Raw genomic sequence first — 23,089 nt, 5'->3', positions numbered from 1 at the left:
TGCATCAGAAGTCGAAGCCCACCCGGACACCATAGGTACGCGGGCGCGAGAAGCCTGCGTTGATCACGCGATCCGGCCCCGCCGCGACGAACGCGCCGAACACCATCGGCCGTTCATTCTCGACATTCTGGACGAACGCGGCGACAGAGAATTTGCGGTTTTCCGGACGATAGGTCAGCGAGAAGTCGGTCTGGGTAAACGCCTTCTGCGCCAGGTCCCGCTCGTTGAAGATCGTCAGGAAATATTTGCTCTTGAACCGCGAGAACGCAGTCGCGGTCAGCGTGCCGGCCTCGCCCAGATCGAAGATATGGTCGTAACCGAGCGTGATCACGACTTCGGGCGACATGGGCGGTGTATTGCCCGCCAGGTTCGGCTGCTGAATGCCTGCCGTTACCGGATCGATATCGCCGACGCTGCTCGCGCTGCAACCAACGCAGACAACGGCATAGGCTGCGAGCAGATCGTCAAACTTGGCGTTGAGATAGTTGAAGCTGCCATAGAAGCGGTTGAACTTGTTAAGTTCGACGTCCCACTCCGCCTCGACGCCCCAGATCGTCGCTTTACCAGCATTAAAGATCTGACTGCCCACTGCATTGTCGAGCAGAACCGCATTCTGCAGGCCCGAATAATCGTAATAGAAGCCCGACAGATTGAAGCGATGCTGCTTGTTCGGCCCGAAATCGAGCTTCATGCCCGCTTCATAGGCGGTGTTCGTCTCAGGCCCATAATCGCCGACCGCATCGAAGCCGCCGCCCTTGAAGCCGGTGCTGACCTTTGCATAGAGCAGCATGTCAGCACTGGGCTTGTAGTTCAGGCCGACCAGCCAGCTGACATTATCTTCCGACTGGGCAAGGTTGAGCGTGGTCGGCGCGGGGGTGGTGGTCAACTGCACCGGGCCGACATTGGGGGTGAACGGGTAGTTGATGAATACCGCCTCGCGGTCACCCTTGGTGTAGCGGATGCCGCCCTGGACGGTGAGCTGATCGGTGATCGGCATATCGACTTGGCCGAACACCGACCAGCTCTTGCTGAGCACCGGTGCGCGGCGGAAGAAGTTGATATAGCCGCCGAGAGGACCGATCAGCGGGCTGTGCAGTCCGCGCGTCGTGTTGAGCTCTTCCTGAAAATAGAAGCCGCCGACCTGATAGAGGATCTTGCCCGCTTCACCATTCAGGCGCAGCTCGTGGCTGTGCGTTTCGACGTTGGTTCCGAAATCGAGGAACACATAAGTCGGCGGGAGCGCCGGCTGGTCGATCGTGTCGGTAGTGCGATAGCCGCCGATATAGGTCAGCGTCGCCGGACCCATGTCATAAGCGATGCGGCCACGCAGCGCGAGCGACTCCATCGACTGGAAGCCCACGCCGGAATTCGGCTCATTGTAGCTGTGGCGATCGACATTCGCGAGGAAGTTGGTGTTCTGCGGGAAGCACTGCGATCCCGTGATCAGCGGCGCGATATCGACAAAGCCGTTCAGTGCGCACCCTGTCCCCGGCGCGTTGGCCGCGGCCAGCAAGTTCACCGAGACATAGTTTTCGAGCAGCGCATAGGAGTCGACATATTCGACTGCCGCATCGGCCGTCAGGTTGCTGGTCGGCTCCAGCCGCAGCGACAGGCGCCCGGCCTTCATGTCCTGCGTACCGCTGCGGTCGAGATAATTGGGCACGAACGGTTTGCCCGCCAGCGGGTTGGTGGTGCGCAGCGTGGCGGCGTTGGGGTGGAAGGTATAGCCCTTGCCCCGGTTGGAATAGATGCCCGACGCACGGATCGCGACCCCGTCCGAAATCGGCAGATCGACGCCGGCATTCAGGATGACCTGATCGTAATTGCCATAGCTGGCCGAACCATTGGCGCTGAACACTTCGCCCGGCTTGCGGGTGATGAAGTTCACCGCGCCGGCGGTGGCGTTGCGGCCATAGAGCGTGCCCTGCGGCCCGCGCAGCACCTCGACGCGCTCCAGGTCGAAGATCGCGGCATTCAGCACGGTGGTGCGGTTGATATACTCGCCGTCGATGTTGATGGTGACCGACGTGTCCTGGGTCTCGTTATTGCTGGCGGTGCCGATGCCGCGCACGGCAACATACGTATTCTGCTGATCCTGGGTGATCTGCACGCCTGCCGCGACGCGATCGAGCTCGCGCAGGTCGGTAACGCCGGCTTCCGTCAGCGCTTCGCCCGACACGACATTGATCGCGATCGGCACGTCCTGAACGCTCTCGCTACGGTTCTGCGCCGTAACGACGATTTCGTCTTCCGTCTGGGTAACCTGGGCCGCGGCCGGCACGACCGCGATCATGGCGGTTCCGGCAAACAGGCACGACTTCAACATGAGCTTACGCATCATTCCCCTCCCTCACATCAGTACGGGTTATCCCGCATCTGGAATTAAATAGAACTGATATTCTAATTCATTTGAAACCCGAGTCAAGCGGGGGCGAGCGCCCCCACCGGCGCCACCAGCTGGTTGGCAAGCATGTCGATCTGGGCGGCGATCGCCGGATCGGCCAGCGCTCCTGACGCATCGAACGGACGCTGCTCGACCGAATTGACCGCGATGCCGAGCGGCGTTGGCCAGCCGCGCATGGCATGCACCACGCCGCGCAGAGCGGAGAGCGTGACGCCCGTCGCCTGCCACCCCGCCGCCGACACGATCAGCCCGACCGGACGCCCGTCGAAATAGGGCCGCGCATCCCGCGCCAGCTCTTCAAGCAGATCGATCGCATTTTTCACCAACCCGGAAATACCACCGTGATAACCCGGTGATGCGATCACGAGCGCATCGGCGGCGCGGACCGCCTCGACCAGCTCCCGCTCAGCGTGAGAGCGCACCAGGGCGGCGGGGTCATAATGCGGCAGCTGCGCCAGAAACGGCCCGTCGAACATCTGTGCCGTGGCCCCGCGCGCAACGCAGCGGTCAAGCGTCGCCCGCACCAGCCGCTCGCTGGAGGACCCTTCCCGCAACGTGCCGCCAATCCCGACAACGCGCATCACGGGCGACGACCGCCGCCAAATGCCGGCATCACCTTGCGCGACAACAGGTCAAGCGTCTGGTTGCCGAGCCGCAGCCGCTCCTCGGTCAGCGGTCCGGTCAGGGTCCCGCACAGGATGTTGCCGATACCCAGCTGCTCATAGGGCTTGAGATGCTCGATCACCGTCTCGGGCGAGCCATACAGGCACCAGGTGCCGATCCAGTCATCGGTCAGCGCGTTGGGCGTGCGATCGGTCTTGCGATTGGCATCGTCCGACTCGGCGCGTGCGTTGAACTCCGCCTCGCGCTCGATCGCGTCCTGATAATGGCGCAGGATAACCATCAGCTCGTCGCGCGCCTGTTCGTCGGTCTCCGCGACATGCACCGCCTGATAGGTGTGCGTAGTCCAGTCGAGCGCCGATGCGATCGTCGTCGCGTCGTGACCCGCCTCGTCCAACATGGCGCGATAGATGTCGAAATATTTCTTCACATGGACGAACGGCTCGGTCCCGCCAATCTTGGGCGGCGTAAAGGCCGGAATGAACGCGGGCCAGCCATGCGTCGCCGCGCGGCGCGCACTGGATTCTTTCATCGCCACCGGCATCAGCCGCGCATGACCGGGCGTATAGGCCGCTGGCGCGATCCGCTGCAGCACCCGCCCCTGATGCGGGCCGTTTTCGATCTCGACTGCCGGATCCTCCATACGCTTGGCCCAGAGTTGCTCGGCCAGCGCCAGGTTGCGTTCGGCAACGGCACCCGCGTCCTTGTAGTTGACGCCAAAGCCGATCATCTCCTCAGGCGTCGTGCCGCTACCGACCCCGACGAGCAGTTTCCCGTCGGTCAACTGATCGAGCAGGTTGATCCGCTCGACGAACCGGACCGGATGGTGCAGTGGCACCGAGACCACGGAAAAGCCAAAGTGCATCTCTGGCAGCTTGGCCGCGAGATAGGCGGCGAAGATGAAGCTGTCGCTCGCCAGCGGCATATACCCGTTGAAATGGTGGTCGGGCATGAACACCGCGTCGAAGTTCAGATCGCGGGCGAGCGTCGCGTGCCGCTCCAGATCGTGCATCAATGCGCGGTCGTCCTCGGGACGCATCGAACGAGCATTGAGAAAAACCGAGAACCGCATGACCTCTCCCCCGCGAATCAAAATTTTCGCTGTTATCTAAATTAGAATTGACGTTCCTATTTTGATATCCCTTATGCCCGGCATGTCAAGTGCCGCTCCGTCGCCCACCGAGGCCCTCGCCGCCAGCGCGCTGAGCCGTAAGCCCCGCCAGGGCCGCAGCCTTGCTTCGTTTCGCCGCATGCTTGATGCGACCAAGGCGCTCATGCTCGAACGAGGGAGCGAGGAATTCACGCTGCAGGACGTCAGCGAGCGCGGCGCGGTATCGATCGGTTCGATCTATCTGCGCTTCGAGAGCAAGGACCGGCTGCTCCACGCCGTGATCGCGGAGGAGTTGCAGTCGATCGTCGAGAAGGAGGGCGAGATGATCGCCGGGCTCCTCAGCGAATCCAGCTCGCTTGCCCAATTTCTGCCGCGCTATGTGGATGGATACAGCAACTTCCTCTCGACCCATTCGCAGCTGCTGCGCACGATCATGCAGCGCGCGTCGATCGACCCTGCCGTCTCGGCCCCCGGACGTGAGACCGCGCAGCGCTCGGCCGATCTTTCGGCCAAGGCGATCCTGACGTTCCGCGACGAAATCCGGTCCAAGGATCCCGAGCGCGCCGCCCATTCAGTGTTCCGCATCGTGTTCGCCACGGCAGCCCGCCAATTCGGCCTGGGATCGACCGCTGAATCGGCTGACGACGCGATCTGGGCGACGCTCAAGTCGGAACTTTCGACCATGGCGCTCGCCTATCTCCAGTATGAAGGCTGAAAGGTATCCCGGTGCGCCGATGACGGGCGGGAGGGTCTCCGTGCGCCATGGGCATCGATCAGCGAGACTGCGGTAAGGGGCACCACTCCGACCAGAACATCGGAATGGCGGGTTCTCGAACCTCTACGTCTCCACAGTACGCAGTGTCTGCTCGTCCGCCTCCACGACCGCCTGAAGCCGTTCGCACAGCGAGGCGAGGCCGCGGTCCATCTTTCGAGCGCTGTTCCGCGGCGTTCTCAGCTCATGGCTCATATTTGCCAGGAATGCGGACCTCGCGGCGCTGGCGCTTTCCGCGACCGTTTTCGAGACCACCAACTGCTGACACTGCGAAACCTGGCGCTGGAGGTCCGGCTCGGACCCTTTGCGGGCAAGTGGCGGAGCGGGAGGAATCTTCGATTCTCCGATAGTGATTTGATTTACCTGATGAATCCTGAATCACTCTATCGCCTACCCCACACTTTTCCCCACATTCAGCATGAGATTTGATGGAGCAATGCGGCACTATCCAGGTCAGCTTTGCGCGCCACTTGAGCCACTCCGACGCTCCAGCTCGATCTTGTAAGTCGCCGGTCATAGATTTTTGGCGGGTCACAACATCCGCCGGTATTGCATCGCGCGGGTGCTATCATCTTTAGCGGCAGCGACGAGGTTGTCGTGCCCCGCGACTTTCCAGATACCGCAGCAACGCTTCTGGCCGATCCGTCATAATGTGATCAGCGCCCAAATCGATCAGGCGACCCCAGGCCGCGTCGGGTGCGCGCATCGCCAGCCTGTCGTCGAGCCCGCCGCTCCAATAAGGCTGTACGGTGACAGCCATTACCGGCTTTCCGGCCAGGCCGTTAATCGCCGCGACCGGTTCGAAATAAGCAAGCGTCTCGAACGGTATTTCAAATCCAACAGGTCGATATGGTTCGAAAAATGGGAGGCGATCGGCGATCGGCATTTCCGATTCCCAGATGATTGGCATCATCTGAACGTCCGGAGCAAGTGCGAGTCCCTTCAACATATGTTGGCTGCTCGATCGTCCATGATGTCGGGTATCGGGAATTTTGAAGATGATGTGATCGAGCACCCCCATGCGGCGCGCGATCGCAACCGACTGATCGAACATCGACACGAATTCGTCGCGACCGGAATATTTGATCTCGAAGTTCACCATCACCTTGTGCTTCACGGCAGCGAGATATTCCTCGAGCGTCGTGATCGGTTGGTCGGTCACAAAATTCGCCCGATAGGCTTCGTGGCTGCCATCGCGTTCCTTGAGATGGGCCTGGCGCAGCTCGGCCAGCGTCATATTCGCCACATAACCCCAGCGGTCGGTCATCCGCGAGATTTCTGGGTCGTGAAAGATTACGAGATGACCGTCGCGAGTCCTGCGGACGTCGTTCTCGACGACCTCTACGCCCTGTCGCCAGCATGCGTCGATCGCTTCGGGGCTGTTCTCGCTCGCCGCCGCGAAGCAGGCGCGATGTGCGACCACGACGATATGATCGGGGGACGGCTTCATCACGCGCGCGCGCATTTCCCGAAACGCCTCTGCCGTTGCCGGACATGGCGCGACGGCGCGAGCGGGCGCGGACAAAAGGGCCAGCAACCCGATCAAGCTGATTGCGAGGCGATGGTTCATGGCCGGTCTTCCGCTTCTTTCTTCGGGAGGGGTGCTTCGCTGCGTCACGCCTCAGTAGCGATAGTGCAGGCCAAGCCAGAACTCGCGGCCCCGACCGACCGCATTGTACAGTGAGTGGTCGAGCCCAATCGTCTCGGTCCGATACTCCTTCGTTAGATTTCTGACGTCGAAGGTCAGGCGCAGCTGGTCGGTCGGGCGAAGGTTGACCTGGAGATCGAGAAAGCTTTCTGGCCGAATGTAGCGATCCCCCTCAGCGGTCGTGCCGAATGTCCCGGTAAAGGCGCGCCCGCGACCGCGATAGTTGATGTTGAAGTCAAGCGGTCCAAAATCATAGCTCAGCCGCACGCTGCTCATCCATTTCGGCTGGTTGCGAAGCCCCGGAACCGAACGAGTCGATCCGTCATTGAACACTACGTCCCAGGTCGCGTCGAGATAGGTGAAATTGGCTGCAACGCCGAGCTTGTCGAGCGGTGCGGGCAGGAAATCGAGCCGCCGTTTATTAGCGGTGACCTCAACACCGGTCACGCGGGCATTGCCGTTGTTGAGGGGAACGGTTCGAACCTGTTCAAGCATCCCCCCGGCATCGAGCGTCTCGGTGCGCTGACGGAAGATTTCCCCGGCCAGGTCCTTGTGAAAGACCGCAACGGCGAGCAGGCCGCCTCCGACATAATATTCGAGGCTCGCGTCATAATTGGTCGATATGCGTGTATCGAGATTGCCGTTGCTGCCGTTGATCACTTCGACGCCGGCCGCATCGAAACTGGTGGTCACGCCGGGCGCGAAATCGGCAAAATCCGCGCGGCCTAGCGTCTTGGTGAAAGCAAGACGCAGCTTCAGCCGGTCGGTAACGTCATAACCCGCCTGCACGTTCGGCAACCATTTGCCGTATTTGTTGACCCGTTGCAGCGGCTGATTGACGCCGCCGATCACCTGGCCGGTCAGCGTTTCGTCGGTGGTATGTTCATAGCGGATCCCAGCAACCAGCCGCAGTGGGCCCCGCGCGAAATAGGCGGCGGCATGGAGACCAAGAATGTCCTCGCGCAGCGTGTAGTCGGCGGTCAACTGCGCACCGGGGGTGGTGGTCGCGTTGGCGGAATTGCCCATAAAGGCCCAAAAATCGCTATAGTCGATCAGCGCCGCAGCATTGTCCTTCATCGTGCGCCCGGTGATCTGATCGAGTCGGAGGGTCACACCCGGCTTGAGACTGTAATAGACGAAATTTTCATCGAAGCTTCGGTCGAGCCGCACCCAGCTGATTCCGGCAGAAAAGCCCAGACCCTGGGCATTGCCCTGGTTATTGTAGTTGAAGTTCGCACTCAGCGAATAGACATCGTCACGCAGCGGTTGTTCGCGGATATAGGTGCCTGTCGCCGAGTTGGAGAACAGCCAGTTGGCAGGATTGTCGTAGCGGGCAGGATCCGAGGGGGTGATGACCGGGACATCGCCGTTGAGGTCATAGGACCCGTTGACACTGCTCAGCCGGAACCCATTGCCAAGATTGCGCGTGAGGACGTCATTGTCATAATCGGTATAGTTGCCGCGCAGGACCAGCACGCCCTTGTCGAAGATGCGCAGGTCGAGGCCGGCGCCAAGCACCTTGGCCTTACGATCGATGATATAGTCGAACTCGCGGATCTGTCCCTGTCCGTTCGTGAAATCCGCGGTTCCGGGGCCGGTAGGTGTGACGGTGCGGCCGCCCGTCGGTGCAATGAATGCGCCGGCGCGCTGGATGTAATAGACCTTGCGCTCGTCGAACAGATTGCCGGAGATGAAGGCGTACATCTCGTCCTCGATACGGGTTTCGAGCTTGGCGAAGATTGCGGTGTTGCGCGTTTCCTTGTCGACCGCGCTCTGGCGCGAAAAGACGTTGCTGCTGATGATGTCGGTCGTCTGCCCGTCGGCGCCCGGCAGCCGCGAATAGCCCAGCACCGATCCCATATCGTCATGATCGGCGGTATGCTGACGATTGAAGCCGAACACCGCGCCAAAGCGGTTGTCGGGACCGAAGGTGAATTTGCCGGCGGCATAGGCCTGGTACGATTGCTGGCCGCTCACCCGGCTCCCCTGTTCAGGAAGGCCTAGCCGTCCGCCCGCCTTGAAATAGGGCTGCGTTCCGCCATCGAACGCGCGCAAGGTGCGCAGGGCGATATGTCCGCCCACGGAATTCGCATCCTGATCGGGTGCGATGGTCTTGTAGACGCTGGTTTCCTTGACGATCGCCGAAGGGAACAGGCCGATCTGCGCCCCGCGGTTGTTCTGGCTACTGAACCAGATCGGGTTTCCGTCGATCGCCATGCTGTTATAGCGCGAATCGAACCCGCGCAGCGTGACGTAACCGGCATCGCTCGATGAAAAGAAGCTGTCGGCGCTGACCCCGACGACACGTTCCAGCGCCTCGGCCAGGTTGGTATCGCCGGTCTTTTCGATTTCCTCCGCCGTGATCGAATCGACGATCACCGAAGCCTGTTGCTTGATCCGCTCGACCGACGTGTCGACCGTGCGCCGCGCGGTAACGACGACCATCTCATCCACACCAGCAGGTTGTGTCGGTGGTGGCGCGTCCTGCGCTGCGGCGGGAAGCGCGACGGACAGGAGCGGGATGAGCGAAGCGGCGCTGCGGATAGCATATTTCATGGCTGAACTCCGTGATCGATCGTGCCGGGCCGCGCCCTGGCTCTGAAGCGGGGATCTACGGATCTATTATGACATTTTGATAACGGAGAGTTATTGAATATTTGGATTGACGGAGGGCGCAACAATAATGAGGGTCGGGCTATGAGAAGCAGCGGCTTGCCTGTGCTCAACGAGAGCGAGCGCAACATTTTGGACATTGTGTGGCGGTTTGGGCCGGTAATGCGGCAAGATCTGATGAGTCGGACCGGACTTACCGCAATGTCCGTGTCGCGAATCGCACGATCGCTTGGCGAGAAGTCGCTCGTTTGCGAGGTCGAGCATCGTACCGGCGCGCGCGGAAACGCTTTCAAGGCGTTATCGATTAACAGCGACGCTGCGCTAACATTGGGAGTGAATTTCACTCAAACCAGCATCGAGTTCGCGCTGCTGGATTTGGGCGGCAATCTGCGGCTTCACGACCGCCATGAGATCGATCGACTGAGCAGCGCGGCGCTTGTGCAGCTTGTCGGCGACTGGATCGATCGGGCGCCCGACCGGCTGCATAGCGCTGGCGACAACCAAAGCATCCTTGGTATCGGCTTCGCGCTGCCGGGCGACTTCGCGCGGGGCGGCAAGCACGTCGCCGCCCACACTCTGTTTGCCGATCTTCGCGATCGCGACCTGGCGAGCGAGTTTTCGCGCGCGCTCGGTCACCCAGTGTCGGTCAACAGCGATTCCAATTGCGCGACAGTCGGCGAACGCGCGCTTGGAGCTGGCCGCAACTATGAGAATTATCTGTACGTCCATCTTGGGCATGGAGTCGGCGGCGGGCTGGTGCTCAACGGTCAGGCCTTTTTCGGGACCAACCGCAACGCCGGCATTATCGGCAATCATTTTCCCGACGATCAGCCGCGCCCCTCTGGCCTTGATCTGTTGCTGACGTTGCGCGACGCGGGCTATCCCTTTGAGGACTTCGCGGATCTTGAAAATCTGGATCCGCTCACGATTCCCGAATGTCGCGCATGGATCAAACGGGCCGGTGGACAACTGCGCGACAAGCTCAACTATGCCGTCAAGCTCATCGACCCCCAGGCAGTGATCATCGGCGGGCGCCTACCGAGTTCGATCAACCAGGCGCTGGCGATCGAAATTGATCAGCCCGATTTCTGCGTCACCTGCGAGATGGACGATTTTCTGCCCAAGCCCAAAGTGGTGGGATCGGTGCTGGGGTCCAAGGCTGGCGCGGTGGGTGCGGCAACATTGCCGATCTATGAATTTCTCTTTCCCGCCTCGACCTAGGCAGGTCCGGACCGTCGCTTGGCGATGCAGCGCCGCTCGCGGAGGATTGGCAGACAGGGCCGAATGCGGCCCGAAGCAGCCATGCAGTTGTCATAATAGCGCTGCTTTGAGAGCGAAGTGGAAGCGCCATCGGGAGCCGGCTCATTCTTGGCGAGAAGCATCAGTCCTCCCGCACGCTGGTTTATGGGTTCGCGCACCTTGGCAAGAGCCTGTTCTGGTATAGCAGCGAATTGCTGTTCGCGTATTTTCTGACCGAGCTGGTCGGATTGCCCGTCACCGCAATGGGGATCGTGATTGCGACCGGCTTCCTGGTCAGCGCGGTGATCGACATCGCTGTGGGCGTGGGCCTGCAGCAAAGGTTGCGCACGGCGTCTTCTGCAGGCCGCCTGCAACTGGTCGGTGCCGCATTGTGCTCGCTGACACTGATCGCGGTCTTCCTGGGCGCGTGGCTCCCGCAGGAGATGCGGTTTGGCTATGCGATCGCTGCCGGCGTCGCCTTTCGTCTGGCCTTTGCAGCCTATGACATCCCGCAGAATGCCTTGATGGCGCTCGGCACCCCCGACGCCGCGAGCCGGTTGCGCGTCGCCTCGACCCGGATCTGGTTCAGCGGTGCGGCGACCTTGATCGTCGCGGCTGCGGTCGGTCCGCTCGTGGTGCGCGGGCGTGGCGACGGCGTCACGCTGTTGCTGATCATGGCCGCACTCTTCGCGATCATCGCCTTGGGAAGCGCATTCCTCCTGGCCCGCATGCTGCGCGATACCGAACCCGCCATGACCGCAGCCCCCCGCCCCCGCCCATCGCGCGCGCCGATGCCGCGCGAATTCTGGCTGCTGCTCGGCGTGATGGTGGCAACGTCGCTCTTCACCCCGGCCTTTGGGAAGCTGGAACCCTATTTCGCGGCGTTCACGCTGCGCTCGGCATGGTGGGGCGGCGCGATCATCATCCTGATGGCGTTGGGTATCGTCGTCGGGCAGCCATTGTGGCTGCGGCTATGCGGACAGATGCGTAGCGGCACCGTGATGCTCATCGCGGGCCTGGTACAGCTCGTCGCGCTCGCGGCATTCGGGCTGCTTGGCCGCATCAATCCCGTGGCCGCGGCGGCGGCGGCATTCGTCTTTGGCCTCGGCAATGGCGGCGTCGGAATGGTCCAATGGGCGGCGTTCAGCGAAACCGTATCGCGCGCCGGTGCCGCGCGCGCTGGGATCAGCTATGGCCTGTTCGCGGCCACGGCAAAGGTCTCGCTCGCCGGGGGCGGGCTGCTCATCGCCATGGCGCTCGCGCGCATCGACTATCGCGGCAGCGACGGCGCGGCATTGGTGCCGCTGATGGCGGCTTTGCCGGCGGCGGGCGCGATCTGCTGCGCGATCATCGGCGTTGCGCTGGCGCGCCAGCCCCGTCCCGTTTGACCGTCAGGGCTGCACGCCGTCTTCGAAAAACGTGCGGAACATGCATACCGATGCAGCGCCGATCACTCCGGCCGAAGAGCCGAGTTGCGACGTGGCGATGCGCGGCGCAGGGATTGCCGCGCTCTCGGCAAAGACTGTGGTCGGGCCGGTTGCCGTCAGCAACGCCTGGATCAGATGCGGCGGCAACCGGCCACCCAGGATGATGAGGTCGGGGTCGAGCACGCGCCCCGCGATATGTAATCCATGCCGCAGTTGCATTCCCGCTCGCGCGATCCAGCGGCGCAGGGGTGGGCATTGTTCGGGATACAGCGTTTCCAGCGCATCGAAATCGCCCGCCGGCACCTGCTCGGCCTGCAGTGTTTCAAGCAGATCCTGGCCCGACGGCCGTGGCTCGCTCATCGGATAGAGCACGCCGAGCGCGCCAGCATTGGCGCGCGCGCCACGATAGGGGCGGCCATCGAGGATCATGCCGCTGCCCACGCCATGGCCGATATGAATGAACAGGAGATTCTCGACCTGACGACCAACACCATGGACGCGCTCGCCGATCGCCGCCGCAGAGGCATCATTCTCGATGAACACAGGAAGTGGCATCAGCGGGGCCAGATCGGCGAGCAAGTCGCGCCCCTGAAGCTCCGGGAAAAAGGCATGGGCATTGAGAAAGGCTGGCGTCTCGCCAAAGTCACCCGGGAGCGAGAAGCCGGTGCCGACGATCCGATCGAGCGTGATGCCGAGCGCCCCGGCCTGGCGCGCAAGTCCGTTACGGGCGGCCGCCGCGATCTGCTCCGGCACCGCCCGGTCCAGCGGCAGGCGCTCGTTCGAGATCAGCCGACCGGCCAGGTCGATCAACCCGACATCGACATAGGAGTGCGAGAAATTCACCCCGCAGGCAAACGCGCCCTCGGGACGCAGCGCGACCGGTCGACTGGGCTGGCCACGCGCTCCGTCGCGCTGAACGGTGTCGAATACCAGCCCGCGTACTTCGAGATCGCGAATCAGACGCGTAATCGAGGCAGGGCCCATAAGGATAGCGTGCGCGATATCGCCGCGTGCGATCGGCCCTCGTCGCCAGACGATCTCCAATACGCGTCGTTCGCTCGTCGATAACGCCCAGCCGGTCACGATCCCCCCGTCAAACGTCTCTTAAACGGCCCACCGGTGAACCGCTCAAGCGCTATTTAAGTTCCATCGTGAAATTAAAGAGTCACACAGCTGACCTAGAGGCCATGCCGACAGAGGCATTCCGGGGACCATCATGCGACGCTATCAACACCGCCTGCTTATCGGGACCACGATGCTGGTCGCGCCCTTCGCAACGGGTTCGCTGACCGCGCAAGAGGCTCCGGCCAGTGCTGCCGGTGACGCGGAAGAAGTGGTCATTACCGGCCTTGCGTCCGTCGACACCCCACCCGAGACGCTGAAGCGCGAGAAGACGGGAATCGTCGATTCGCAGACCGCCGAACAGGTCGAGCGGACGCCCGATGTGTCGCTGGCCGAAGTGCTCGATCGCGTCGTCGGGGTCAGCTCGGACCGCGGCTACAACAGCTCGGAAGGCCGGACCGTCACGATCCGCGGGTTCGACGCGCGCTATAACAGCATGGATGTCGACGGAAATCCGGTCTGGAATTCGAGCCGCAACAATCGCGGGACCCAGCTCGACGTGTTTCCCGCGTCGGTGATCCATCAAGCGAATGTCTACAAGACCGTGACGCCCGACATGGATGCCAATTCGATTGGCGGCCATCTCGAGATGCGCACCTTGCGCGCCTTTGATGGTGGCATCCAGCCCTATTTCAAAGCCAGCATGGCGCTCGGCACCTATGAGCAGAACGGCGTGTCCGGGGATGGGGGCCCATCCTATCGCGTCAGCGTGGTGGGCAAGCGGACCTACGGTTCGGACGATCAGTTCGGCTTCGTCATCGGCGGCGATGCACGGCGCGACAAATGGGTGGATTCGGTCAAGGAAGTCAGCGCCTACTCACAGGTCAATGGCATCGACGTCCCCAATGGCAGCAGCTGGTATGGCTTATACGACAAGGACACGCGCAACCACGCGGCCTATGCCAAGCTCGAGGCCCGCTCGATCGATAAACTCTATGCATTCGTCTCAGCGAATTATTTTCAACAGGAAAGCGAAGCGACCTATTATCGGGCGAACACCTATTTCACCGCCCCGAACGTAACCGGCGCGACCCGCGGCACGGGCAACTTCACGCGCGGCACCGCCGAGAGCTTCATCGAAGACTATGATATGAACCGCTCGACGCTGCTGCTGGCGGGCGGGCTCGACTATCGCTTCGGCGCGCGCAGCCTGTTGACGCTGCGCGGTTCGTTCACCGACTATGACCATCTGGAAGACCTGTTCCGCGGCGAGCGCTTCCAGTTTTCCGGCCTGACGGGCAGCTACGATATCGGCCGCGACGATCCGGGCATCGCGATCACATCGCCGACGATCGGCAATCCTGCGGCCTGGGTTCACCGCAACAATCGCGATGCCTTCCGCCTGTTTCGCCCGATGCAGGATCATGTCTACAGCCTGCGTGCGGACTTTGAACATAACAGCTATCGCGACGCCGAGGGTTTGGGCGTGCGCATCGGCGGATCGTGGCGCCGGCTGAAGCGTGATTTCGACCAGCGGCAGGAGAATTATCGCCCGCTCGCCGGCCGTACCCTTGCCTATGCCAGCGTGCTGCGCCCGGGCCAGACGATCAACGGCACCGATCCGATCTTCATCGATGGCGCTGCCTATTGGGGATGGATGCAGAATAACGCGCGGCTGACGATCGACGATGCGGCTACCACCGACTATCGGCTCACCGAAGATGTGCTCGACGGCCATGGCGCGCTCACCTTCGCAAAGGGGGGCCTCAGGCTGCTGGCAGGCGTGCGGGTCGAAAAGACGCGCTACACCAATGACAGTGCCGATACGGTGGGCGGCGTGACCCGCCCGGCAACGCGTCGCTTCGATTATACCGAGGTCATGCCCAATGTGCAGGCCAGCTATGAGGTGACACCGGAACTGCTGATCCGCGCAGCCTATACCGAAACGCTCGGACGTCCCGACTTTGCCGACTTCGCCATGGGCCAGACCGTCACCTATGATGGCAACGGCAATCCGATCATCCGCGGCACCAATCCCTATCTGCGCCCGCGCACCGCACAAAACTGGGATGCGAGTATCGACTATTATTTCCGTGGCGGCTTTGCTTCGGTCGCGGCGTTTCACAAGAAACTGGACGACGAGACATTCGTCGAGCGTCGCCAGACATTGGGCAGCGACGGCGTGCCGGTGCTGACCGAAGAAACCCCGCTCAACACCGGCGACGCGCGGGTGCGCGGGATCGAGGCGAGCGTCGTGGTCGATCGCTTCGCCTTCCTGCCCGCGCCGTTCGACGGTCTGGGCTTCAGCGCCAACTACACGCGGCTCGACGGCGAATGGGCGGTGGTATTCACCGACGGCTCGACCCGCAGTGTAGGGGGGCTGCGCAACCAGCCGAAATGGCTGGGCAATCTGAGCATCGACTATCGCAACGGACCGGTCGAACTGAACCTCGCCTGGCGGCTGCGTGGCCAGACATTCACCGGCACATTTGGCACTACCCAGGTTTCGGACGTGTGGGTCGATGACTATGGCAAGCTCGACCTGCAAATGCGGGTGAAGGTCGCAAAGGGGTTCGAACTGTTCGGCATGGCGCGCAACCTGACCGACGCCGCCTGGGTCGAGCAGACCGGCCTGGCGACCGACACGCTGTCGGCCGCCTATCGTCCGGGCCGCAGCTACTTTGCAGGTATGAGGATCAAACAGTGAGGCTTCCGCTGCACCTGCTCGCCTTTGCGCTGCTGGTTTCGCCGGTCACCGCCGTTGCGCAAGAAGGCGCGCAACCGGCGGCGAGCGCTATTCCCGCCCGCTGGCGCGAGGCGACTCCGCAGCGACCACTGGTTGTGGCGCATCGGGGATGCTGGAGCGCGGCGCCGGAAAACTCGCTCTCCTCGATCGCGGCCTGCCATGCTCTCGGCGTTGAGGCGGTGGAGAATGACGTGCGACTAAGCCGCGATGGCGTCGCGTTCGTCATCCACGACCGGACGCTGGATCGCACGACCGATGGGAGCGGCCAGATCCACGAACTGACCGCCACGCAGATCGGCGCCGTGCGACTGCGCGAGCGCAAGGGCGGGCCCGACGCGTTCGTGACGCGCGAGGCGCTGCCCACGCTCGACGCCTATCTGCGCGAGGCCAAGCGGCTCGGCATCATGGTCAATCTCGAGATCAAGACCGATCCGGCCCATGATGCGCGGACGGTCTTCGAGGCATCGGTCAAGGTCGTCCGCGAGGTGGGCGCGCTCGACCTTGTCTTCTTCAAGATACCCGACGCGCCGGTCGCCAAGGGGGCCAGCACCCGCATCATCGATACGCTCGACCTGCGCGGCCTGCCGCTGGTGATGCCGATCATCTGGCAGGACGCGCGCCCGCTGTCCGAGCGGTTGCGCGCTTATGCCCGGTATCGCGCCGCCGGCTATGAAATCGTCTTCACCGACCCGACCTTCCTCGAGCGCGACGCCGCCGATCCTGCGCTGGCAGGAAAGCAGGTGATGGTTGTCGCGGCCGGGCCGCAGTGGAGCGGTGGACTCGATGACCAACTTGCCCTTCGCGATCCCGACGCCGCCTGGGGACGCGCCCTCCGCGCTGGCGCCACGATCATCATGACCGACCGACCGGAGGCGCTGGTCCTGTGGTTGCAACAAACCGGGCGGCGGTGAACCGGAACAAGGGCATCGACCAACGCGCAACTGAGCTGAGCTGTACCGACTGGAACTCGTGACGCCGGTGCTGCACTGAGTGATGAGTGGAGGATATCATAGACCACCACCGGGCCGAGTGCACCGAGGTGCTGAGCGGGGCAGGATAGCGCTGGCGCGGGCCAAGAGCGCGAGTGCACAAATGCGCTACATGGAGCGCTCGCTCGATTGGGCAAATGCGTAGGACATCAAATCGGAGCCTGCGCTGATTGGCCCAGAGCGTACTGCGCAGCGGATTCTTTCGAGTAATGTCGATTTTCGATGATGCGGCGCCGAAAGCTCCCAGGCAAAAAACGGCCAATTTTTACCGCTCCTATCTGGACCATTCGAAGGACGGCAATTGGTAAGGCTGAGGTCGTGAGTTCAATCCTCACCGGCAGCACCATTTTTCCTTTTACAATCAGTGATTTAAACACCCCTTCCGGGGCCTGTGCGCGAGACTTCCCTGAGTTGGAAGCGTAGCGGAAGCATGCGGCGTCGCAACGAAGGACAGCGTGGCGCAAGAGCGGCGACCGTTTTGGCCCGTCCGTCCGTCACTGCAGGCGACCCAGGTCCACGAGCCGAGCGGCTATTTCCTTAAATCGCGCCACTCCCGCCGTGTCGCCAGCAAGTGCCAAAGCACCAATACGTCCTGCAACCCAGACAGGAGCTTCGTCGCCATACAACCGCTCGATGGCCAAGGCTTCCGCCCACCGCTCTTCGTCGGGCGTCACAGCCGGCATTTTCGAACCGTCCGAACCGCATGGCGAAATGGCGCGTAAGGTAAGGAACGAGCGGCACGAAGCTCCGATTATCATGTAAATATTTGCTTTATTTCACGAATCTCGAAACGAGCTACCGTCTTCCCCACACTTCCCCCACATTCGGCATGAGATTTTATGACGCAGCGTGACACCATGTGGGTCCGCTTTGCGCCCCATAAGCCAACGTAGCGAGTGGGAACCGCCCCCCTAAACGACCGACACTCCATCGGCGAATTCGCCAACTAAACCTTGCACCACTGCGGCACGCGGCAAAAGAGCCTTGAGGTGAGGCTCGACGATAAAATCCATCTGCCCGCGTTCAGCGAGCGTCCAAACAAGCGATCCGGCCAGATATGGGTTCAATCGAGACTGCTCCAGCGCCGTCTTGATGGAACCGGTCGTTGCCAGCAAACTCGTGCATCAATCGCTGGCCAGCCACCCATGTCGAGACTAGCCTGTCCCCAAACAGGAGCACATCGCGGCAATGGATATTAGCTGGCTCGAAGACTTCCTGATGCTGATCGAGCAAGGCGGTTTTTCGCGTGCGGCAGAAAGTCGCGGGATGAGCCAACCCAGCTTTAGCCGACGGATAAAGTCACTGGAGGACTGGGTCGGTGCCGAGCTGATCGATCGGCGGACGCATCGCATTCGACTGACGGCGGCCGGCGAGAGCTTTCAGCTTGCGGCGGAGGAAACGCTAAGGCGATTGCAATTGGGGCGCGAGGTAGCGCGTGCCGCCGACCGCAGCGATCACGAGACGTTGCGCTTTGCATCGACCCATGTGCTTTCGCTCACGTTTTTCCCGCGCTGGCTTAGAAAGCTCGAGGAGGCGCAACCGCTCGCCGCGACGATCGCTTTGACCGCCGATCATATGGTTGCGTGCGAGCGCCGAATGATAGAGGGCAAGGCGCAATTCCTCATTTGCCACCATCATGAGGCCGCACCAACCCGGCTGGGATCCGATTTTCGATCTCTGCAACTCGGTAGCGATCGGCTGCTACCGGTAGCCGCGCCAGCTCTATTGCAATCGTCCGATCTACGAAGCGCGCCGCAGCTGGCATTCACCGCGGAATCGGGAATGGGACGCATTCTCGCGTCTGCACTTGCACGCAGTCCACGCGACAAGGCCGCGCAACCCGCTTTTTCCTCCCACCTTGCCAGCGTGCTCACCGCGATGGCGCGCGATGGCCGAGGCGTTGCCTGGACTGCGCTCAGTCTGGTGGAGGACGATCTGGCATCAGGAAGGCTCGTGCGCGCCGGAGCGGAAGAAGAGGACATCGAGATCGAAATCCGCCTATGGAGACCGCGCGCGCGACAATCACCGGCTGCAGAAGCGCTTTGGTCGCGAATCAGCGCCAGCGTGCGAGCCGCCTGACCCCCTTCCATTGCGGTCCAGCGCGCATGCGGTTCGTCGATGCCATTGGCACTCCACTACGTGCATGATTTGATCGGAATTCGGCATTGGCGCGCGTCCTTGCCCGCAGCTACCGGAGTGTCGCATCCTGATCTCGGAGAACATCATGTCGACCCGGCAAGTCGTTGTCACCCAGCGCTTTTTTGATGAGGCGACGATCGGATATCTGCGCGAGCATGATTGCGAGGTCGTCGTCGTGGATCTGCCGACCGGCGTCGCAGACGGCTCGCTTACCCATGAAGCACTGGTGTCGATGTTACAGGGGGCGGCAGGCTGGATCGTCGGTCATGCGCGCGTCACCCGCGAACTGCTCGCAGCCTTGCCTGATCTCCAGGTCGTCTCGCGGCGCGGGGTGGGATATGAGCGTGTCGATGTCGCGGCTGCGCACGATCTGGGGCGCGTCGTATGCATTGCCGCGGGCGGCAATGATGCATCTGTTGCCGATCATGCGATCGCGCTCATGCTGGCGGTCGGCCATCGTTTTCGGGAAACGCAAAGCCGAATGATCGAGGGCGACTTCTCGATCCTGACCGGCACTGATCTATTCGAAAAGACGGTCGGCATTGTCGGCATGGGCCGGATCGGCCGCAGCCTCGCCAAGCGACTTCAAGGGTTCGATTGTCGCGTCATCGCAGCAACGCATGGCGCACTGCCAGAAGGCACACCACCAAATGTCGAGCGGGTCGACCTGGAGACGCTGGTCGCCGCCAGCGATTATATCTCGATCCATGCACCGTTGACCGACGACACCCGCTTCCTGTTCGACGCGGCACAGATTGCGCGGATGAAGCCGTCTGCATTTCTGATCAACACTGCCCGTGGCGGACTGGTCGATGATCGCGCACTGCTCGATGCGTTGCGCAACGGAGCGATCGCGGGAGCCGGACTGGACGTCTATCTGAGCGAAAGCGACCCTGCGCTGAAATCCGTGACCGACGCGCTTATTCGTCTGCCCAATGTCATCGCCACCCCGCATTCGGCTGCGTCGACCCATGAAGGGCTGTCGCGAACCAACATGGTCGCCGCCCGGTCGGTCGTCGCGGTGCTGAATGGCGCGAACCCGCCACCGGAATGCGTGGTGGCCGATGGTCGCACGCGCTGATCGGGCCATGTGCGATCCGGCATCGCACTCGGTGGCCGAACGGCTGCTTCGCGACATGTTCAGTGCCGCCGTTGCCAGGGCGCAACCGGACAGGTGTGTTCCGCCCGCTTTGCCGGATTTGCCGTCGGGACGAACAATCGTGATCGGGGCCGGAAAAGCTGCAGCAACGATGGCGCGTGCCGTTGAACGCCACTGGAGGGGGCCGATCGAAGGATTGGTCATTACGCGCCACGGCCATGCGGTGCCGTGCAACCGCATCGCCGTGCGTGAAGCCGGCCATCCGATACCAGATACTGCCGGCATGGCGGCAACGCGGGAAATGCTGGCGCTACTCCGCCGACTGCAGCCCGATGACCTAGTTCTTTGCCTGATTTCCGGCGGAGGGTCTGCCTTGCTCGCCGCGCCTCCGCCCGGCGTTAGCCTTGACGAATTGCAGCAACTGTCCCGGGAATTGTTGCGATCCGGCGCCAAGATCAGCCAGATGAACTGCGTGCGTAAGCATCTCTCGATGGTCGCGGGCGGACGGCTGGCGCAGTTGGCACACCCTGCCAGGATCGTGACCTTGGCCATTTCGGACGTGCCGGGTGACAATCCGGGCACGATCGCCTCCGGGCCGACCGTGGCTGATCCGACCAGTCGGCAGGATGCTCTGGCGGTGCTGGCAGAACTTGGGATCGATCCGGCGGGATCGATCCGATCCTGGTTGATGCGCGAGGAAGGCGAAACACCCAAGCCGGGTGATCTGCCCGAACCAGATTACCGCATGATCGCCAGTCCCGCCGAGGCGCTCAGGGCAGCAGCCGACGTTGCGCGCAATGCCGGCTATGTGCCTCTCATTCTCGGCAGCGATATCGAGGGCGAGGCCCGCGAATTGGGAGCTGAGGACGCCGCACTGGCGCTGGAGGTCAGGGGCGCAGATGGACCGCCCTGCATCCTGTTGTCAGGCGGAGAAACCAGCGTCACGGTTCGCGGATCCGGCAAGGGCGGGCGCAACGGCGAATATTTGCTCGCACTGACCATGGCATTGAACGGCGCGCCCGGCATCCATGCCCTCGCCGCCGACACCGATGGGATTGACGGCACGGGCACCGACGCGGGTGCCGTGATGGGGCCACACACGATTGCTGCGGCGCTGGCGGCAGGATGCTCCGGCAAAGAAGCTCTGGAAAGGAGCGATTCCCATCGCTTCTTCGAAGCGGCCGGCGGGCTCGTAACGACAGGACCAACCTTCACCAACGTCAATGATTTTCGCGCCATCCTGATTGAAGGAACAGATGGCGCAGGGGGCTGCTGACATGACGAAAACAAACGCATACCGCATTGCCGTCATTCCCGGCGACGGGATCGGCAAGGAAGTCGTCCCAGAGGGTTTGCGCGTGCTTGAGGCCGTGGCAAAACGCTTCGATTGCGCGTTCCAGTTTGACGCGTTCGATTTCGCGTCTTGCGACTATTATCTCAGGCACGGGCAGATGATGCCCGAGGACTGGAAAGCGCAGATCGGCGGGCATGACGCGATCTTCTTTGGCGCGGTCGGCTGGCCGGACAGCGTGCCCGACCATATTTCGCTCTGGGGATCGCTGATCCAGTTTCGGCGTGAATTCGATCAATATGTCAATCTTCGCCCGGTTCGTCTGATGCCCGGGGTGCCCAGCCCGCTTGCTCATCGTGGCCCCGGCGACATCGACTTCTATGTGGTGCGCGAGAATACCGAGGGCGAGTATTCCTCGATCGGCGGCAAGATCTTCCCCGGAACCGAGCGCGAAGTGGTGATGCAGGAAACAGTGATGACCCGCGTCGGCGTCGATCGCGTGCTGCGCTTTGCGTTCGACCTGGCACAGCGGCGGGAGAAGAAGCACCTCACCTCAGCCACCAAATCCAACGGCATTTCGATCACCATGCCTTATTGGGACGAGCGCGTAGAGGCGATGGCACCCCATTTCCCCGATGTGCGCTGGGACAAATATCATATCGATATTCTAACCGCGCATTTCGTCCAGCATCCAGACTGGTTCGACGTGGTCGTGGCTTCGAACTTGTTCGGCGATATTCTGTCCGATCTTGGTCCAGCCTGCACCGGTACGATCGGCATTGCCCCGGCCGGCAACATCAACCCCGAACGCAAATTCCCCTCGCTGTTCGAACCGGTCCATGGCTCGGCCCCTGACATTGCGGGGCAGCATATTGCCAATCCGGTCGGACAGATCTGGTCGGCCGCGCTGATGCTCGATCATCTCGGTGAGCCGGAGGCAGCGGCGGCGGTGGTCAGGGCGATCGAGGCGGTACTGGCCCGACCCGAATATCGCACGCGGGATTTAGGAGGCGCCGCCGGAACAGAGGCTTGCGGAAAAGCGATCGCCGACGCAATTTGCGCATGATCAAAAAATGCTAACTGGCCCCGAGCCGTAAGTTACTGGTTCGGGGCCGTGTTCGTCAGCGAGGCTAGCGGACCTGTTACTGACGGAACGAGGGGTCGATCCGGTCCAGCTTGCGCAGCAACGCGGGCCAGGCGAGCATTTCGGCGGCCATCGCCATCGACGTGCCGGAAACTTGATCTCGAACCACGTCGGCAATGCCGTCATTCGGCGTAATCAATGCGTCACGACCGGCCGCAAGCATCATCACCTGTGCCTCGCATGCGCGCTCCAGAAAATACATGCGCAAAAATGCCTGGGCGACGCTGGCGCCCAGGGTAAGCGTGCCGTGGTTGCGCAGCAGCATCGAGTGCTGGGTGCCGAGATCTGCAACCAACCGCTCGCGCTCCTCCAGGTTCGTCGCGATCCCCTCATAGTCATGATAGGCGACGTCGTGCCGGGCGATCATTGCGGTTTGGGTGTGCGGAAGCAGCCCCTCCCGCATCGCCGAAACCGCCTGACCATGCGGCGTGTGCAGGTGCAGCACCGCCGCGGCATCCTCACGCGCCATATGTATGGCTGAATGGATCACGAATCCCGCCGCGTTTACAGGCGCGGGCGAGTCGTCAACCTTGCGACCCTCGATATCGATCTTGACCAGGCTGGACGCCGTAATCTCCTCGAACATATGGGTATATGGGTTGATCAGGAAATGATGCTCCGGACCGGGCACCCGCGCGGAAAGATGCGTGAAGATCAGGTCGTCCCAGCCATAGAGCGCCACCAGCCGATAGGCGGCGGCCAGGTCGACGCGCACCTTCCATTCGGCCTCGGACATGCCGGCATGCGGAGGTTTGAGTTGTGTTGCCATGACAGGCTTCTCCTT

At 62.2% G+C, this 23,089-nt stretch carries 18 protein-coding genes; 9 read left to right on the top strand and 9 right to left on the bottom strand.

Translation table 11 applies throughout. From position 1 onward, the window contains the following. Positions 1-4: 4 nt before the first annotated feature. The 3 genes from ACRYLO_RS17690 to ACRYLO_RS17680 all read right to left on the bottom strand — a co-directional run bounded on the left by ACRYLO_RS17690 (position 5) and on the right by ACRYLO_RS17680 (position 4,097). The gene (locus tag ACRYLO_RS17690) at positions 5-2,338 is read right to left on the bottom strand and encodes a TonB-dependent receptor (protein WP_482661369.1); all 2,334 of its coding nucleotides are present in this window, start codon (positions 2,336-2,338) and stop codon (positions 5-7) included. A gap of 83 nt (positions 2,339-2,421) precedes the next feature. Then, positions 2,422-2,985, bottom strand: coding sequence for an NADPH-dependent FMN reductase (locus ACRYLO_RS17685; protein ID WP_482661368.1), 564 nt, complete (start codon positions 2,983-2,985; stop codon positions 2,422-2,424). Then, entirely contained in the window at positions 2,985-4,097 is a 1,113-nt protein-coding gene (locus tag ACRYLO_RS17680) for an LLM class flavin-dependent oxidoreductase (protein ID WP_482661367.1), read from the bottom strand. The genes ACRYLO_RS17685 and ACRYLO_RS17680 overlap by 1 nt, the downstream gene beginning before the upstream one ends. An 82-nt stretch (positions 4,098-4,179) precedes the next feature. On the opposite strand from ACRYLO_RS17680, the gene ACRYLO_RS17675 reads away from it, so the two are divergent. Continuing rightward, complete coding sequence (locus ACRYLO_RS17675) at positions 4,180-4,851, top strand: TetR/AcrR family transcriptional regulator (protein WP_327517367.1); 672 nt, start codon at positions 4,180-4,182, stop codon at positions 4,849-4,851. Positions 4,852-5,482: 631 nt separating this feature from the next. Here the strand turns inward: ACRYLO_RS17675 and ACRYLO_RS17670 are convergent. Beyond that, positions 5,483-6,478 (bottom strand): glycerophosphodiester phosphodiesterase family protein, encoded by a 996-nt coding sequence (locus ACRYLO_RS17670; protein WP_482661366.1) that lies wholly within the window; start codon positions 6,476-6,478, stop codon positions 5,483-5,485. 51 nt (positions 6,479-6,529) lie between these two features. Further along, positions 6,530-9,112: a TonB-dependent receptor gene (locus tag ACRYLO_RS17665; protein ID WP_482661365.1), complete on the bottom strand. Its 2,583-nt coding sequence runs from the start codon at positions 9,110-9,112 to the stop codon at positions 6,530-6,532. Positions 9,113-9,205: 93 nt separating this feature from the next. Here ACRYLO_RS17665 and ACRYLO_RS17660 point away from each other — a divergent pair, with 93 nt between their 5' ends. Then, positions 9,206-10,390, top strand: a complete 1,185-nt coding sequence (locus tag ACRYLO_RS17660) for an ROK family transcriptional regulator (protein ID WP_482661364.1) — start codon at positions 9,206-9,208, stop codon at positions 10,388-10,390. Positions 10,391-10,518: 128 nt separating this feature from the next. Then, a complete protein-coding gene (locus tag ACRYLO_RS17655; RefSeq protein ID WP_482661773.1) occupies positions 10,519-11,796 on the top strand; it encodes an MFS transporter in 1,278 nt (425 codons plus the stop codon). A 3-nt stretch (positions 11,797-11,799) separates the two neighbouring features. On the opposite strand, the gene ACRYLO_RS17650 is transcribed toward ACRYLO_RS17655, so the two are convergent. Then, positions 11,800-12,819: an ROK family protein gene (locus ACRYLO_RS17650; protein ID WP_482661363.1), complete on the bottom strand. Its 1,020-nt coding sequence runs from the start codon at positions 12,817-12,819 to the stop codon at positions 11,800-11,802. A gap of 232 nt (positions 12,820-13,051) precedes the next feature. Here ACRYLO_RS17650 and ACRYLO_RS17645 point away from each other — a divergent pair, with 232 nt between their 5' ends. Both ACRYLO_RS17645 and ACRYLO_RS17640 read left to right on the top strand, forming a co-directional pair. Next, positions 13,052-15,604, top strand: a complete 2,553-nt coding sequence (locus ACRYLO_RS17645; RefSeq protein WP_482661362.1) for a TonB-dependent receptor — start codon at positions 13,052-13,054, stop codon at positions 15,602-15,604. After that, positions 15,601-16,554 (top strand): glycerophosphodiester phosphodiesterase family protein, encoded by a 954-nt coding sequence (locus tag ACRYLO_RS17640; protein WP_482661361.1) that lies wholly within the window; start codon positions 15,601-15,603, stop codon positions 16,552-16,554. Before ACRYLO_RS17645 ends, ACRYLO_RS17640 begins: the two co-directional genes overlap by 4 nt. Positions 16,555-17,126: 572 nt before the next feature. On the opposite strand, the gene ACRYLO_RS17635 is transcribed toward ACRYLO_RS17640, so the two are convergent. Together ACRYLO_RS17635 and ACRYLO_RS17630 are read right to left on the bottom strand one after the other, a co-directional pair. Beyond that, complete coding sequence (locus ACRYLO_RS17635; protein ID WP_482661360.1) at positions 17,127-17,306, bottom strand: DUF6961 family protein; 180 nt, start codon at positions 17,304-17,306, stop codon at positions 17,127-17,129. A 237-nt stretch (positions 17,307-17,543) separates the two neighbouring features. Beyond that, positions 17,544-17,747, bottom strand: a complete 204-nt coding sequence (locus ACRYLO_RS17630; RefSeq protein WP_482661359.1) for a hypothetical protein — start codon at positions 17,745-17,747, stop codon at positions 17,544-17,546. Between the two features lie 73 nt (positions 17,748-17,820). On the opposite strand from ACRYLO_RS17630, the gene ACRYLO_RS17625 reads away from it, so the two are divergent. The 4 genes from ACRYLO_RS17625 (at position 17,821) to ACRYLO_RS17610 (ending at position 22,227) form a co-directional block, all read left to right on the top strand. Further along, a complete protein-coding gene (locus tag ACRYLO_RS17625; protein WP_482661358.1) occupies positions 17,821-18,711 on the top strand; it encodes a LysR family transcriptional regulator in 891 nt (296 codons plus the stop codon). A 145-nt stretch (positions 18,712-18,856) separates the two neighbouring features. Beyond that, a complete protein-coding gene (locus tag ACRYLO_RS17620; protein WP_482661357.1) occupies positions 18,857-19,852 on the top strand; it encodes a phosphoglycerate dehydrogenase in 996 nt (331 codons plus the stop codon). Between the two features lie 7 nt (positions 19,853-19,859). Continuing rightward, a complete protein-coding gene (locus tag ACRYLO_RS17615) occupies positions 19,860-21,146 on the top strand; it encodes a glycerate kinase type-2 family protein (RefSeq protein WP_482661356.1) in 1,287 nt (428 codons plus the stop codon). A 1-nt stretch (position 21,147) separates the two neighbouring features. Beyond that, positions 21,148-22,227, top strand: coding sequence for a tartrate dehydrogenase (locus tag ACRYLO_RS17610; protein WP_482661355.1), 1,080 nt, complete (start codon positions 21,148-21,150; stop codon positions 22,225-22,227). 76 nt (positions 22,228-22,303) lie between these two features. Here the strand turns inward: ACRYLO_RS17610 and ACRYLO_RS17605 are convergent, their stop codons facing one another. Continuing rightward, complete coding sequence (locus ACRYLO_RS17605) at positions 22,304-23,074, bottom strand: class II aldolase/adducin family protein (protein WP_482661354.1); 771 nt, start codon at positions 23,072-23,074, stop codon at positions 22,304-22,306. Between the last annotated feature and the right edge of the window lie 15 nt (positions 23,075-23,089).

The sequence above is a fragment of the Sphingomonas sp. SDUR79 genome (assembly GCF_056821745.1).
Note: the sequence above shows the minus strand (reverse complement) of the source record. Positions and strands in the feature narration are given on the sequence as shown.